This is a genomic window from Streptococcus sp. cx1, assembly GCF_052384325.1.
Taxonomy (GTDB): Bacteria; Bacillota; Bacilli; order Lactobacillales; family Streptococcaceae; genus Streptococcus; species Streptococcus salivarius_G.
In genome coordinates this window covers 196,968-212,500 of record NZ_JBQSUN010000004.1, presented here as the reverse complement: position 1 = coordinate 212,500, position 15,533 = coordinate 196,968, and the positions used below count along the sequence as shown (strand labels likewise).

Genomic DNA, 15,533 nt, shown 5'->3' with positions numbered 1-15,533 from the left:
TGCTTCTAAGCTAACATCCTAGTTGTCTGTGCAACCCCACATCCTTTTCCACTTAACATATATTTTGGGACCTTAGCTGGTGGTCTGGGCTGTTTCCCTTTCGACTACGGATCTTAGCACTCGCAGTCTGACTGCCGATTATATCTCGTTGGCATTCGGAGTTTATCTGAGATTGGTAATCCGGGATGGACCCCTCACCCAAACAGTGCTCTACCTCCAAGAGACTTAACATCGACGCTAGCCCTAAAGCTATTTCGGAGAGAACCAGCTATCTCCAAGTTCGTTTGGAATTTCTCCGCTACCCACAAGTCATCCAAGCACTTTTCAACGTGCCCTGGTTCGGTCCTCCAGTGAGTTTTACCTCACCTTCAACCTGCTCATGGGTAGGTCACATGGTTTCGGGTCTACGACATGATACTAATGCGCCCTATTAAGACTCGGTTTCCCTACGGCTCCGTCTCTTCAACTTAACCTCGCATCATATCGTAACTCGCCGGTTCATTCTACAAAAGGCACGCTCTCACCCATTAACGGGCTCGAACTTGTTGTAGGCACACGGTTTCAGGTTCTATTTCACTCCCCTCCCGGGGTGCTTTTCACCTTTCCCTCACGGTACTGGTTCACTATCGGTCACTAGAGAGTATTTAGGGTTGGGAGATGGTCCTCCCAGATTCCGACGAGATTTCTCGTGTCTCGCCGTACTCAGGATACTGCTAGGTATAAAGACTATTTCGAATACGAGGCTATTACTCTCTTTGGCCTACCTTCCCAGGTAGTTCTTCTATAATCTTTAAGTCCACGTTGCAGTCCTACAACCCCGAAGAGTAAACTCTTCGGTTTGCCCTCTTGCCGTTTCGCTCGCCGCTACTAAGGCAATCGCTTTTGCTTTCTCTTCCTGCAGCTACTTAGATGTTTCAGTTCACTGCGTCTTCCTCTACATTACCTTAACAGTAATGAGTGACAGGCATTACCTGCCGGGTTCCCCCATTCGGACATCTCTGGATCATTGCTCACTTACAGCTCCCCAAAGCATTTCGTCGTTAGTCACGTCCTTCATCGGCTTCTAGTGCCAAGGCATCCACCGTGCGCCCTTATTAACTTAACCTTATTTTGGTCTTTCGACCTAACTCATTAAATATTCACAGCGTTTCGGTTTATTTTCTTGTTACTATCTATATGTAATTAATTACATATGGAATTTGATATAGATATTCAATTTTCAATGGACAATACTTGAATCTTTCGATTCAATGGAGCCTAGCGGGATCGAACCGCTGACCTCCTGCGTGCAAAGCAGGCGCTCTCCCAGCTGAGCTAAGGCCCCACAAGACCTCTCAAAACTAAATAAGAAACTCAAGTACATTCCGTTTTTCCTTAGAAAGGAGGTGATCCAGCCGCACCTTCCGATACGGCTACCTTGTTACGACTTCACCCCAATCATCTATCCCACCTTAGGCGGCTGGCTCCAAAAGGTTACCTCACCGACTTCGGGTGTTACAAACTCTCGTGGTGTGACGGGCGGTGTGTACAAGGCCCGGGAACGTATTCACCGCGGCGTGCTGATCCGCGATTACTAGCGATTCCGACTTCATGTAGGCGAGTTGCAGCCTACAATCCGAACTGAGATTGGCTTTAAGAGATTAGCTTGCCGTCACCGACTCGCAACTCGTTGTACCAACCATTGTAGCACGTGTGTAGCCCAGGTCATAAGGGGCATGATGATTTGACGTCATCCCCACCTTCCTCCGGTTTATTACCGGCAGTCTCGCTAGAGTGCCCAACTGAATGATGGCAACTAACAATAGGGGTTGCGCTCGTTGCGGGACTTAACCCAACATCTCACGACACGAGCTGACGACAACCATGCACCACCTGTCACCGATGTACCGAAGTAACTTTCTATCTCTAGAAATAGCATCGGGATGTCAAGACCTGGTAAGGTTCTTCGCGTTGCTTCGAATTAAACCACATGCTCCACCGCTTGTGCGGGCCCCCGTCAATTCCTTTGAGTTTCAACCTTGCGGTCGTACTCCCCAGGCGGAGTGCTTAATGCGTTAGCTGCGGCACTGAATCCCGGAAAGGATCCAACACCTAGCACTCATCGTTTACGGCGTGGACTACCAGGGTATCTAATCCTGTTCGCTCCCCACGCTTTCGAGCCTCAGCGTCAGTTACAGACCAGAGAGCCGCTTTCGCCACCGGTGTTCCTCCATATATCTACGCATTTCACCGCTACACATGGAATTCCACTCTCCCCTTCTGCACTCAAGTTTGACAGTTTCCAAAGCGAACTATGGTTGAGCCACAGCCTTTAACTTCAGACTTATCAAACCGCCTGCGCTCGCTTTACGCCCAATAAATCCGGACAACGCTCGGGACCTACGTATTACCGCGGCTGCTGGCACGTAGTTAGCCGTCCCTTTCTGGTAAGCTACCGTCACAGTGTGAACTTTCCACTCTCACACTCGTTCTTGACTTACAACAGAGCTTTACGATCCGAAAACCTTCTTCACTCACGCGGCGTTGCTCGGTCAGGGTTGCCCCCATTGCCGAAGATTCCCTACTGCTGCCTCCCGTAGGAGTCTGGGCCGTGTCTCAGTCCCAGTGTGGCCGATCACCCTCTCAGGTCGGCTATGTATCGTCGCCTAGGTGAGCCGTTACCTCACCTACTAGCTAATACAACGCAGGTCCATCTTGTAGTGGAGCAATTGCCCCTTTCAAATAAATGACATGTGTCATCCATTGTTATGCGGTATTAGCTATCGTTTCCAATAGTTATCCCCCGCTACAAGGCAGGTTACCTACGCGTTACTCACCCGTTCGCAACTCATCCAAGAAGAGCAAGCTCCTCTCTTCAGCGTTCTACTTGCATGTATTAGGCACGCCGCCAGCGTTCGTCCTGAGCCAGGATCAAACTCTCATTAAAAATTTTAATAATTGTTCGAGCGTTAACTCATTACCGTCGTCTGACGATTTATTCTTGTAAATTGACAGGTTATAATTCTTCTATCATAACCCTGCACTTGGTTTCTTATTCAGTTCTCAAAGGTCTTTGTCTCTCTTAAGACAACTCCTATATTCTAGCAAATCTAGAATAGCTTGTCAACACTTTTTTTGAAGTTTTTTCACTTCTCGTGTCCGCCGCCCCTTCCGGAACAGCTTATTTATAATATCATCTCTGACTTATCTTGTCAATAACTTTTTTAAAGTTTTGGAACCTTTTCAAGTTTGTGGCAAGTCTGTTAAGACAACTTTTATATCTTAACACCCAATTTAGTTATTGTCAATAGGTTTTTTCAAAAAAATAAAGGAAGCACGTTTCTCAACCTACTTCCCTTTTTTATTATTTAGCTTCAATCAGACCGTAGTTACCGTCTTCTCGTTTATAGAGAACATTAGTTGTATGATCTTCGCTATCAGTATAGATAAAGAAGTCATGACCCAACAATTCCATTTGAAGGATGGCTTCTTCAACATCCATTGGTTTCAACTCAATGTTTTTAGTTCTTACAACTTCAACAGCTGGTGCTTCTTCAACTTGTTCGTTATTAAAATCAGCTGAGAATACTTCTCCTGTTGGAACTTTTTCACGATGCTTACGTGCAATTTTTGTTTTGTTTTTACGGATTTGTCTTTCAATCTTATCAACCACTAGGTCAATAGAACCATACATATCTTGCGAAACATCTTCTGCTCTTAGTGTTACAGAACCTGTTGGAATAGTAACCTCTACTTTAGCTGTCTTTTCGCGATAAACCTTAAGATTTACACGTGCATTCAATTCTTGGTCTTCGTTGAAGTATTTTTCAACTTTGCTAAGTTTACTTTCAACATAGTCACGAAGTGCTTCAGTTACTTCGATGTTTTCGCCACGGATACTATATTTAATCATAAAAGACCTCTTTCTCGCTTGTTAGCGTTTTCTTTATCTTTATTATATCCTTTTCATGAAAATTTGCAAGGATTTTATTATCTAGCTAGTGAAAAGGTCAAAACTTCTTTAATACCTATACCTTCTAACAGTTGAACCATCTGATATAAAGTGGAACCCGTTGTATAGATATCATCCACTATAATAATCTTATCTGGTAGATTTATACCTTCCTTGAGACAGAAAGCATTATCTTGACTTAGACGCTCCTCGCGTGTTTTTAAGGATTGCTTCTCAATATCTCTTTTCTCAAAGATATCCCGATAGGGAATTCCCTCTATCAATCCCTCAACTTGGTTGAATCCTCTTTCTGCCAAGCGTTCTTCCGATAATGGGACTGGCACTATGGTATAACCTTTCTTCAAAAATGGTTTTAAGTTGTTTTTAATATCTTGTTGAAATATTTTTCTAAGACAATAGTCTCCCATAAATTTATAGCGACTAAAATACTCTTTCATATTTTCTTCATATCGATAAATAGCAAGGTGCTTAGGAATATAGCCTTTTTTCATCCAAAGTTTACAATCAATACAAGTATCTCCATATAACTCTTTATTACAATTTTGACATCTTTCTTTTGAGAGGTTTTTAAACTGATGTTTACAAGATCGGCAAGAGTACTCTTTTCTTTGGTTAAACATAATGAGGTCTCTTAATTTTGGTACTGATTCAATCCAATCATTACATAGCAGACACTTCATTGTTAAACCCTCCTTTTTTATTCATAACCTTTATCTCTTCTCGACACCGAAGCATTGATTTGGATAGTCCTTCATGAAAGAAATAAAGCTTTCCTGTCGGTCTATCTGGTGATCTTCCAACTCGACCTCCAATCTGAATAAGACTCGAACTAGTATATAAGTGATGATTTGCCATACAAACAAAAACATCTACTTGTGGAAAGGTTACACCACGTTCGAGGATAGTTGTTGTCACTAAGATAGACAGTTCTTTTTTTCGGAACTTCTCTACGATAGTTGAACGCTTCTCGCTTTTTGAGGAAACAAAGGCCATTTTTTCATCTGGAAGATATTTTTGTAGAATACTTGTAAACTTTTCACCTATCGCTATATTTGGAAAGAAGATTAATAGAGGAAATTTTGATTTACGTTGCTTTTTAATCTGATAAAGAAGAGGTCTTGGAAGCTTGCCTCTTGTCAGAGATTTTTGTAATCTGCCCTGCCAGAAGAGTTTAGGAAGTACTAAAGGATTTCCATGGAAACGTCTAGCAAGGTGATGCTTTTCTAAAGTCCCAAGTCGAACTTGCTCTTCTAAAGATAATGTTGAAGTCGCTGTTAAGTAAATAAATCGACCGGTTTCGGTCTTCGCCTGTTCTACAGCATGATTTAACATGACATTTCCTACAAAGGGATATGCGTCTACTTCATCTACAATAACTAAGTCAAAACTCTGGTAAAACTTTAGTAGTTGATGTGTGGTAGCTATTACAAGCGGACTACCATCATATGGTTCACTCTCAGCATGAAGCAGGGAAATACTACAAGTAAAATCCCTTTTCATACGTAGAAATAGTTCTCGACAAACATCAACCCGAGGACTTGCGATAGCTACATGACCTTTATTTTCCAGAACATAGGCAACGATGTTATAAATCATTTCTGTCTTACCAGCACCGGTCACAGCATGTACGAGACTATCTTTCTGTTTTTGATAAGTTCTCAAAAGTTTCTCTGAGACCTTAGCTTGATAGGGAGTCAGTTCTCCAAACCACTTCAAAACAGGAAATTCAATTTCTGATGTTTTGGAAGGAAAATAATAAAGTTCTTTTCCTTCTTGGTTTCTACCAAAGACAATACATGCTCTACAATAATACTGACCTCCCGGTAATTGCCAATCTTCCTCTATCCAACTGTAACATCTTTTACATCTAAGTTGTTTATCGACCTTTATCATACCTTCTAATGTTAAAGCCTCTGGGTGATAGTTCACTGGCAACTGCTCTTTCGTAAATAGTCGTCCATAATATTCTTTAGGTACCATATCTTTCTATTCGAAAATATGTTTGAATTCATCTTTTTATGATAAAATTTTTTTATGGATTACAAAACTATTGCCAACGATGGAATCGTTGAAGAAGAAATAAAAAAATCTCGTTTTATTTGTCACTTGAAACGTATCAGCCGTGAGGAAGAAGGAAGAGAATATATCGCTCAGATTAAGAAACAGCATCACAAGGCCAATCATTCTTGCTCTGCAATAATCGTTGGTGATGATGGCCAAATTAAGCGTTCCAGTGATGATGGTGAACCTTCTGGAACAGCTGGGGTTCCTATGCTTACTGTTCTAGAAAAACAAGGTCTTACTAATGTCGTAGCAGTTGTGACTCGTTATTTTGGAGGAATCAAGCTTGGGGCAGGTGGTCTTATCCGAGCTTACTCTGGTAGCGTTGCTCATGCTATTGAAGAGATTGGCCGAGTTGAAGTCAAGGAATTAACAGGACTAACCGTAGAGTTAACCTACTCTCAATACCAAGTCTTTTCCAACTTCCTTGAAAAAGAAGGACTCCAAGAATTTGATACAACTTTCTTATCAGATGTTTCTACTACTTTATTTGTCGAAGAGTCTGAGATTGAAAGACTCGGTCAGGAACTAACCGAATTCTATCAAGGGAAAGTTACTTATGAAAAATCTGGAAAGAAAATCGTTGAAATTCCTATCTGATAGTCAAACGTTATCACAGTGATAAAGAAGATGTATTTTACAAGTTGGCCCTACCGTCGTATACTTAGAACCATCAATCAAAGATTAAGAGGATTTTAAATATGACAATTTACAACTCAATTACCGAACTTGTTGGAAAAACACCTGTTATTAAACTTAACTCTATTGTTCCAGAAGGATCAGCAGATGTTTACGTTAAACTCGAAGCATTCAACCCTGGTTCTTCAGTAAAAGACCGTATTGCTCTTCGTATGATTGAAGATGCTGAAAAGGCTGGTACGATTAAACCTGGTGATACCATTGTTGAACCAACTTCAGGTAACACTGGTATCGGTCTTGCTTGGGTCGGTGCTGCTAAAGGCTATAAAGTTGTTATCGTAATGCCTGATACAATGAGTGTTGAACGTCGTAAAATCATCCAAGCTTATGGAGCTGAGCTTGTTTTGACTCCTGGTAGCGAAGGAATGAAGGGTGCAATTGCTAAGGCTAAAGAAGTTGCTGCTGAACGCAATGGTTGGGTACCTCTTCAATTTGCTAACCCATCAAACCCAGCTGTTCATGCGGCTACAACTGGCCAAGAAATTCTTGAAGATTTTGGTGCAGAAGGTTTGGATGCTTTTGTTGCTGGTATCGGTACTGGTGGTACTATTTCAGGTGTTTCAAAAACCCTTAAGGCTGCCAATCCAAATATCAAGGTTTATGGTATCGAAGCTGACGAATCTGCTGTCTTGAATGGTGATAAACCAGGACCACACAAAATCCAAGGTATCTCAACTGGTTTCATTCCTGACACATTGGATACAAAATCATATGACAGTGTTGTGCGTATTCCTTCTGATGAAGCTATCGCAACATCACGTACATTGGGTAGCCAAGAAGGTTTCCTAGCTGGTATCTCATCAGGTGCTGCTATTGCTGCTGCCCTAAAGGTTGCCGCTGAGCTTGGCGAAGGCAAAAAAGTCTTGACACTCTTGCCTGACAATGGTGAGCGCTACCTCTCTACAACACTTTACGATTTTCAAGACTAATAAAAAAGAAGCTGGAGCATAATGCTCTAGCCTCTTTTTATTGTATAAAGTTAAGCCTGTAGTTCATCAATTACTAGAAAAAGTAAGGATTTTAATCTCATTTCCACTGAACTGTTCCTACAAACTTTCTGTTTTTTTATCCTTGTTATTAGTCTAACTCTTTTGCTTCTGTTTCTGCAATTTCAGTAACTGTAAATCCTGCTTCTACAAAAACCTTCTTGAGTTGTTCAATCCCAATCTCTCCTTCAACTTGAAGTTCAACACGAAGTACAGTGTCATTTTTAGGGGCAACAATTGTACGTTCGATGTTGAGATTCTCACTAGCAATAAGGTTCGCAATTTTTTCCAAAACACGTGGAGTATCTGTAACTTCCAACCCAATACGAATTCCAGCTTGACCATAACCAGAAATTTCCAAGAAAGCACGAAAGACATCTTTATCTGTGATAATTCCTGAAATTTGGTCATTGTCCACAACTGGAAGGACTCCAACCTTATTTTGAAGCATGATATAGATTGCATCCTCAAGGCTAGCATATTTGGAAACAGTAAGGACATTCTTGATCATGATATCTCCTACTTTTGTCTTATTAAGGAGATAATTCATTTCATAAATTGACAAGCTTGTTGCTTTTGATGGTGAGGCCTCCGCCATTGTACCTTCTGTAACAAGCCCAACAAGTTTATCGTGTTCAATTACTGGCAAACGGCGCAAACCTTTATCACGCATAATATCTGCAGCTGCTGCAACTGTTGTTTCTGGTGAGACATAAACTACACGTTTCGTCATAAAATCTTTTACTGCCATGTTTCATTTTCCTCCGAATGATTTCTTACTTGTATTATACCACACTAATTGAAACCGATTGCAATATTTTACTGAAAAATTAGTATTTTACAATCAGCATAAGACGATAGAAAAACGCCCTCGGGCGCTTTTTCTTATCCTCCAAGATAGGCTTTACGAACTTCATCTGATGCAAGAAGTTCTTCACCAGTACCTGAAAGAACTACTTTACCAGTTTCAAGAACATAACCGCGATCAGCAATTGACAAAGCCTTATTGGCATTTTGTTCAATCAAAAGAACTGTAGTTCCTTGCGCCTTAATATCTTCGATAATATCAAAAATTTCTTGAATAAAGATTGGAGCAAGTCCCATTGAAGGTTCATCCAAAAGCAAAAGTTTTGGACGACTCATAAGGGCACGACCCATTGCAAGCATTTGTTGCTCACCACCAGAAAGTGTCGCTGCATCTTGATTCTTACGTTCTTCTAGACGTGGGAAACGTTGGAAGACTTTTTTCAAGAGAGCTGCGTTCTCTTCTTTATTTGTATGAAGGAAAGCTCCCATTTCAAGATTTTCCATTACGGTTAATCCTGCAAATACATGACGTCCCTCAGGTACTTGAGCCAAACCTTCGGCAACAATCTTACGTGCTGGTGTTTTGTGGATGTCGTTTCCAAGATAAGAAATGGTTCCCTCAGTTGGACGAACAAGACCTGAGATGGTACGAAGAATTGATGTCTTACCTGCACCGTTAGCTCCGATAAGAGTTACGACTTCACCTTCATTAACTTCAAAGCTGACGTTTTTTACAGCTTCGATCGATCCATATTTAATTGAGAGATTTTCAACTTTCAACATTGCCATTATGCTTCACCTCCCAAGTAAGCTTCAATAACGCGTTTGTTATTCTTAATTTCATCAGGTGTTCCTTCGGCAATCAAGCGTCCATATTCCAAAACATAGATACGCTCAGTAACATCCATGACCAAACTCATATCGTGCTCAATCAAGATGATGGTAATTCCGAAGTCTTTTTGAATTTGACGAATATGAGCAGTCAATTCAGCTGTTTCTTGTGGGTTCATACCCGCAGCTGGTTCATCAAGGAAAAGAATTTTTGGTTCTGTTGCAAGTGCACGAACAATCTCCAAATGACGTTGTTGTCCGTAAGCCAAGTTTTTCGCAAGTGTATCTGCCTCACCATCCAAGTTGAAGATAGCCAACAGTTTCATAGCTTTTGCTTTTAACTCTTCTTCACTTGAATAGTACTTAGGCAAACGCAAAAGAGATGCAAAGAAATTTGAAGGTTGCTTATTTGATAAACCAACAAGAACGTTTTCAAGTACAGTCATGTCTTTGAAAAGACGGATATTTTGGAAAGTACGTGACAAACCGAGTGAAGCGATTTTATAAGGTGCTTTACCGTTTAGGACTGTACCATCAAGTATAACAGTCCCTTCACTTGGCTCATAGACACCTGTCAAAAGGTTAAACAAGGTTGTTTTACCAGCGCCATTTGGTCCGATAAGCCCAACCAACTCACCTTCATTGAGTTCCATTGAAACATCACCAACGGCAGTCAAACCACCGAAGTTTTTAGTCAGATTTTTAACTTCAAGAAGTGCCATTTTATTTGCCCTCCTTAGATTTATTGAAGAATTTTGAGAGATAGAGTTCTTTTGTTCCAAGAAGTCCACCTGGACGGAAGAGCATTACAAGAATCAAAGCCAAGGCGTAAATAATCATACGAAGGTTTGAAACATTTTGTAGGAACATGTTGATAATACCAAGAACAACAGCGGCAATGATAGTACCTGTGATTGATCCAAGACCACCAAGAACGGCAATGATAAGGTAATCAATTGATTTCATGATGGTGAAGTCTTTCGGCACGACTGTACCGATGTAGCTGACATAAAGTGAACCAGCAATCGCTGAAATCATGGCACCAATAACAAAGATAAGAACCTTCATTTTTGTGACATTAACACCCATTGACTCAGCAGCAATTTCATCTTCACGAAGAGTGATTGCTTGACGTCCAGTTGCTGAACGTAAGAAATTAAGCACCAAAATGGTAATGATTACCACAAAGAAATAAATTACAGGCCAACTAGTATAGGGAAGGATACCTGTCAAACCAGCGGCACCATTGGTCAATTCACCACCATTAACGATAATGATACGGATGATTTCAGCCATACCAAGAGTTGCAATGGCAAGGTAGTCACCTTTCAAACGAAGGGTAGGTAGACCAAAGATAAGGGCAACAATAGCTGCGATGATGACACCGACAACCATTGAGAGGTAGAAACCGTCATATGTTGGCATCATACCAGTGATGATAGCTGATGAATAGGCACCAATTGCCATGAAACCAGCTTGACCAAGTGTAAATTGCCCTGAGAAACCAAGAACCAAGTTAGTACCAAGTCCCATAAGGATTGAGATTCCAATCCCCATTAAGATTTGGATGTAGTAAAGGTTCATGATACCTGAAAGTTCAAGACCTTTCAAGATAAGGAAGAGCCCAATGATAAGACCAAACCAAATAAGGTTTACTTTTAGATTTTTCTTCATGTCTTACACCTTCTCTTTCACATTTTTACCGAGGATACCCGCTGGGCGAACCAAAAGGATAACGATCAAGACACCATAAACGATGGCATCACGGTAACTTGACAAACCAATTGCAGTTGATAATGTCTCCAAAATACCGATAACAAATCCACCAAGTGCTGCACCAGGGATAATACCGATACCACCAAGAACGGCAGCAACAAAGGCTTTAATACCTGGTGTCATACCCATAAGAGGTTCGATAGAGTTATAGTAAAGACCAATAAGGACACCCGCTGCCCCTGCTAGTGATGATCCAAGAGCAAAAGTGAAGCTGATAGTATTATTAACATTAATACCCATCAATTCAGCTGCATCACTGTCTACAGATACGGCACGCATAGCTTTACCCATCTTAGTCTTTTTAACAATCAATTGAAGAGCAACCATAAGGACAAGGGCAACTACCAAGATAAGCAATTGCACATTTGTTACAGAGATTGATCCAAGATGATAAGTCTTAATTGCAATCTTTTGAGGGAATGAACGTGTATCTGCACCTACAAAGAGAACCATGATGTACTCAAGGAAGAATGAGACACCAATAGCCGTAATCAAGGCAGAAATACGTGTCGAATTACGGAGTGGGCGATAAGCCAAGAACTCAATGACAACCCCTAAAATCGCACAGACAAGCATAGCAAAGACAAGGGCAACCCAGAAATTCATTCCGAGGCTATTAATCGCATAGTAACCAACGAAGGCACCCATCATATAGATGTCTCCATGAGCAAAGTTAATCAATTTGATAATCCCATAAACCATGGTATATCCAAGGGCAAGTAGGGCATAGATACTACCCAAGATGATACCATTGACTAGTTGTTGGGGAAGTTGTTCAAAAAACATATATAACCAAACTTTCTAGTTCATTTTTAGTATAGATAACAGATTATTTTTCAATTTCAACGGCTTCCGCTGAAACTTCTTCACCATTATCTCTTTTAACCATAAGAGCTGCTTTAATAGGGTTATGATCCTTATCAATCGTCATTTTACCTGTAACCCCGACAAAGTTTTTCAAATGTGCTAAGTTATCGGCAATATCAACTGATGTTTTCGCACCTTTTGATGCTTCTGCAATCATATAAACAGAATCGTAAGCTAGAGCAGCAAACATATTTGGGTCAGTGTTATAAGCTTTCTTATATGCTTTAATGAAACCTGATGCCTTGTCAGAAAGAGCAACATTTGTTGAATATCCTGATACATAGTAGACGTTTGACGCATTCTTTTTACCTGCAAGCTCAGTAAATTTCGCATCACTAAATCCGTCAGGTCCAAGGATTGGTTTATCAATTCCAAGGTCACGTGCTTGTTTAGTGATAATACCAGTCTCAGTATAGTAACCTGGCATTACAATAGCATCATAATCAAGGTCTTTAAATTTTGTCAAGGCTGACTGATAGTCCTTGTCCCCTGAAGCAAAGGTAGCTTCAGTAACGATTTGACCTTTATATTCACGCTTGAATTCATCCGCAATACCTTTGGCATAATCTGAAGCATTATCATAGTAGAGAACTACTTTCTTAGCATTCAAATTATTGTAAGAATAAGCTGCCAAAACTTTACCTTGGTAACTATCCTTGAAGGTTGTACGGAAAACGAATTTCTTCGTACCATTAGCATCTACCGTAAGGTCATCCTGCGTACCTGAAGGTGTCAGCAAAGGAACCCCTGTTTTTTGTGATACGAGGCTAGCCGCAGCAACAGCACCTGATGTCGCTGGACCAACGATAGCATTTACATTACTCTGAATAGCCAAGTTCGTTGAAGATGTTGAAGCTTCAGCATTTTCAGATTTATTATCTTTTGTGACAAGCTCAAGCTTTTTGCCATCGACGCCACCAGCTTTGTTAATTTCGTCAACAGCCAACTTAATACCATTCTGCTCCGCCTTACCATAGGCTGCAACGGCACCTGTCAACTCCATGTTAACACCAATTTTGATGGTATCGCCAATCTTAGTACCATTGGCATTAGCAGTCACATCTGGTGACTTGCCACAGGCAACCAAGAAAATGGAAGCAAAAAAGGCTAACACAATAAGTGTGATCTTTTTAGACATAAGATTTCTCCTTAATATTTTCTTAAAAAAGTCCACCTTATAGCTTACAGAATTATCAGACAATTGTCAACTACACATAACTAAGCTTTAGCGGCAGTAATCGTTTCCATTACTTTAAGAATAACTCTTTAAAAAGAAAAAAACTTTTCTCTTATTAAAGAGAAAAGTTCTTAAACGGTTCAGGGACTGAGGTGTCGTAACGTTCCAGACTACCTACAAAGTCCATATCAATATCAGAATAGTAAGAAGGCAGAACTTTTTTCACTGCTTTCATTCCATCGAGCTCTTTCAAAATATCCTCGACCTTGTCCTCATCTACATAAAGGTGCACATAACGCATCTTATAAGAATGGTAGACAACATCCCCAAACTTGGCAATTTTACGTAAGTCTCTATTGTAGTATAAATAAACAATAATGCCTTGACGCTTAATCATGACTCATCTTCTCCTTTATGTTAGTGTCTCCCTTTTTATGATGTGGTTTATGAGGGGCAAGAGGTAGCCCAGTATCAATAAAAATCTGGTCTGAAACAGCTTGGGCAATCTCCTCACCAAGATTGGCTAAAATGGTCTGTAAATCGAACTCTGCCCGACGATAGCCAATAACCACCTCGTTTAAATCAATTTGGCGCTTCATTCGCAAAACCTGACGTTTCAACTCTCTCACATCTGGTCTAAAAGCCTCATACGCCTTAGCAGCATCATAGCTATCTTTTAATTCTTGAAATGCAAAGAGTTGCTCTTGAAGTTCTCTGTCATTTTCGAATTTCTGGCGTTTTAAACGGTAATTCTCTATCTCAGGTAGCTTTATAAAACACGAAACAAGACACTCTATAGCTTGATCAATCGCAAGCAACTCCTCATTGATTATTAACATGTTTTCTATTATAACACAAAAAGCCAGATGAAACGGTCCTTATACAACCGATTTGCATCTGACTTTTGTTTAAGACAAGCTCAGTTTATTTTAATTGGTTATTAGCCATGATTTCATCGATGAAACCATATTCAAGCGTTTCTTGAGCACTCATCCAATTGTCACGTTCAGCGTCTACATGAACCTTTTCAATTGGTTGTCCAGAATTATCTGCTAAGATTTGCTCCAAGTTATTACGTGTCTTGAGCAAGTGTTCAGCTGCGATAGCCATGTCTGTTTGTTGCGTACCGCCACCAGTACCACCCATTGGTTGGTGAATCATGTACTCTGCATTTGGCAACATGAAACGTTTACCTTTGGTACCGCTTGAAGCGATAATTGTTCCCATAGATGCTGCCATCCCCATAACGATAGTCTGAACATCAGACTTGATGAAGTTCATTGTATCAACAATGGCAAGACCTGCCGAAACGGATCCACCTGGTGTATTAACATAAAGATAGATATCTTTTGTATTGTCTTGAGCATCCAAGAACAAGAGTTGGGCGATAATTGAGTTTGCCATATTATCTTCAACAGGACCTGTTAACATGATGATACGATCCTTGAGCAAACGCGAGTAAATATCATAAGAACGCTCACCGCGTGATGTTTGTTCAATTACTACAGGAATCATATGAATCCTCCTTTTAATATTGTCTTGATGCTATTATATGATTTTAGTCAAATTAGGTCAAATAAAAAACATCATTCTTAGCACTCTTTCTAAAAGAGTGCTAAACTCTTCTATAACAATTTCACTTAAAACTTATTAATCTAGTAAAAAAAGGGAAATTTTCCCTTTTCAACTTATTTTGTACCAAAGAGACGGTCACCTGCATCTCCAAGACCTGGAACAATATAACCGTTTTCATTAAGTTTCTCATCCAATGATGCTGTGTAGATATCAATATCTGGGTGAGCATCTTGCAATTTTTTGACACCTTCTGGTGCTGCAACCAAGCAAACAAACTTGATATTAGCTGCACCACGTTTTTTAAGTGAGTCTACTGCCAAGATTGCTGAACCACCAGTCGCAAGCATTGGATCTACTACAAAGATCTGACGTTGATCAATGTCTTCTGGTAATTTAACTAAGTACTCAACTGGCTCAAGAGTTTCCTCGTCACGATACATACCAATATGACCAACTTTAGCTGCTGGTACAAGGCTAAGGAAACCATCGACCATACCAATACCCGCACGAAGAATTGGAACAATCGCCAATTTCTTACCAGAAAGTTGTTTTTGTACAGTTTTAGTAATTGGTGTTTGAATTTCAACCTCTTCGAGAGGAAGGTCACGAGACACTTCGTAACCCATGAGCATAGCAATTTCATTAACTAGCTCACGGAAGTCCTTAGTAGAAGTATCCTCACGACGGAGGATTGAAAGTTTATGTTGAATCAGTGGATGTGAAATAACTTGAAATTTACCCATAATAGTTTCTTCCTTTGCTTTATATTCACTCCATTATATCAAAAAGGTAAAAAAAACGC

At 40.3% G+C, this 15,533-nt stretch carries 15 protein-coding genes, 1 tRNA gene and 2 rRNA genes (1 of these 18 only partly in view); 2 read left to right on the top strand and 16 right to left on the bottom strand.

Annotated elements, in window-relative coordinates:
* The 6 genes from ACT170_RS07175 to ACT170_RS07150 all read right to left on the bottom strand — a co-directional run.
* Positions 1–1,105, bottom strand: a 23S ribosomal RNA gene (locus ACT170_RS07175); it reaches 1,795 nt to the left of the window's first position.
* A 146-nt stretch (positions 1,106–1,251) separates the two neighbouring features.
* Positions 1,252–1,324 (bottom strand) — tRNA-Ala (locus tag ACT170_RS07170).
* A gap of 54 nt (positions 1,325–1,378) precedes the next feature.
* Positions 1,379–2,926, bottom strand: a 16S ribosomal RNA gene (locus ACT170_RS07165).
* Together the 16S and 23S rRNA genes with 1 tRNA gene alongside form the textbook arrangement of a ribosomal RNA operon.
* Positions 2,927–3,343: 417 nt before the next feature.
* Complete coding sequence (hpf, locus tag ACT170_RS07160) at positions 3,344–3,892, bottom strand: ribosome hibernation-promoting factor, HPF/YfiA family (protein ID WP_002883786.1); 549 nt, start codon at positions 3,890–3,892, stop codon at positions 3,344–3,346.
* Positions 3,893–3,969: 77 nt separating this feature from the next.
* A complete protein-coding gene (locus tag ACT170_RS07155; protein WP_048790261.1) occupies positions 3,970–4,632 on the bottom strand; it encodes a ComF family protein in 663 nt (220 codons plus the stop codon).
* On the bottom strand, positions 4,613–5,932 hold the full coding sequence (locus tag ACT170_RS07150) for a DEAD/DEAH box helicase (protein ID WP_048790260.1): 1,320 nt from the start codon (positions 5,930–5,932) through the stop codon (positions 4,613–4,615). Before ACT170_RS07150 ends, ACT170_RS07155 begins: the two co-directional genes overlap by 20 nt.
* 54 nt (positions 5,933–5,986) lie before the next feature.
* On the opposite strand from ACT170_RS07150, the gene ACT170_RS07145 reads away from it, so the two are divergent.
* Positions 5,987–6,613, top strand: coding sequence for a YigZ family protein (locus ACT170_RS07145; protein ID WP_021143583.1), 627 nt, complete (start codon positions 5,987–5,989; stop codon positions 6,611–6,613).
* A gap of 101 nt (positions 6,614–6,714) precedes the next feature.
* A complete protein-coding gene (gene cysK, locus ACT170_RS07140; protein ID WP_002883742.1) occupies positions 6,715–7,641 on the top strand; it encodes a cysteine synthase A in 927 nt (308 codons plus the stop codon).
* A gap of 148 nt (positions 7,642–7,789) precedes the next feature.
* Here the strand turns inward: cysK and ACT170_RS07135 are convergent, their stop codons facing one another.
* The 10 genes from ACT170_RS07135 to upp form a co-directional block, all read right to left on the bottom strand.
* Positions 7,790–8,449: a CBS and ACT domain-containing protein gene (locus ACT170_RS07135; RefSeq protein WP_002890017.1), complete on the bottom strand. Its 660-nt coding sequence runs from the start codon at positions 8,447–8,449 to the stop codon at positions 7,790–7,792.
* A gap of 134 nt (positions 8,450–8,583) precedes the next feature.
* Complete coding sequence (locus ACT170_RS07130; RefSeq protein ID WP_002883761.1) at positions 8,584–9,294, bottom strand: ABC transporter ATP-binding protein; 711 nt, start codon at positions 9,292–9,294, stop codon at positions 8,584–8,586.
* The gene (locus ACT170_RS07125) at positions 9,294–10,058 is read right to left on the bottom strand and encodes an ABC transporter ATP-binding protein (RefSeq protein ID WP_021143582.1); all 765 of its coding nucleotides are present in this window, start codon (positions 10,056–10,058) and stop codon (positions 9,294–9,296) included. The genes ACT170_RS07130 and ACT170_RS07125 overlap by 1 nt, the downstream gene beginning before the upstream one ends.
* Position 10,059: 1 nt before the next feature.
* The gene (locus ACT170_RS07120) at positions 10,060–11,010 is read right to left on the bottom strand and encodes a branched-chain amino acid ABC transporter permease (RefSeq protein ID WP_002883720.1); all 951 of its coding nucleotides are present in this window, start codon (positions 11,008–11,010) and stop codon (positions 10,060–10,062) included.
* A gap of 3 nt (positions 11,011–11,013) precedes the next feature.
* A complete protein-coding gene (locus tag ACT170_RS07115) occupies positions 11,014–11,898 on the bottom strand; it encodes a branched-chain amino acid ABC transporter permease (protein ID WP_002883743.1) in 885 nt (294 codons plus the stop codon).
* A 43-nt stretch (positions 11,899–11,941) separates the two neighbouring features.
* Positions 11,942–13,117 (bottom strand): ABC transporter substrate-binding protein, encoded by a 1,176-nt coding sequence (locus ACT170_RS07110; protein WP_002883756.1) that lies wholly within the window; start codon positions 13,115–13,117, stop codon positions 11,942–11,944.
* A gap of 154 nt (positions 13,118–13,271) precedes the next feature.
* Complete coding sequence (locus ACT170_RS07105; RefSeq protein WP_002890011.1) at positions 13,272–13,553, bottom strand: YlbG family protein; 282 nt, start codon at positions 13,551–13,553, stop codon at positions 13,272–13,274.
* The gene (locus ACT170_RS07100; RefSeq protein WP_021143581.1) at positions 13,546–13,995 is read right to left on the bottom strand and encodes a YlbF family regulator; all 450 of its coding nucleotides are present in this window, start codon (positions 13,993–13,995) and stop codon (positions 13,546–13,548) included. Before ACT170_RS07100 ends, ACT170_RS07105 begins: the two co-directional genes overlap by 8 nt.
* 85 nt (positions 13,996–14,080) lie before the next feature.
* Complete coding sequence (locus ACT170_RS07095; protein ID WP_002883818.1) at positions 14,081–14,671, bottom strand: ATP-dependent Clp protease proteolytic subunit; 591 nt, start codon at positions 14,669–14,671, stop codon at positions 14,081–14,083.
* 173 nt (positions 14,672–14,844) lie between these two features.
* Positions 14,845–15,474 (bottom strand): uracil phosphoribosyltransferase, encoded by a 630-nt coding sequence (gene upp / locus ACT170_RS07090; protein ID WP_002883819.1) that lies wholly within the window; start codon positions 15,472–15,474, stop codon positions 14,845–14,847.
* Between the last annotated feature and the right edge of the window lie 59 nt (positions 15,475–15,533).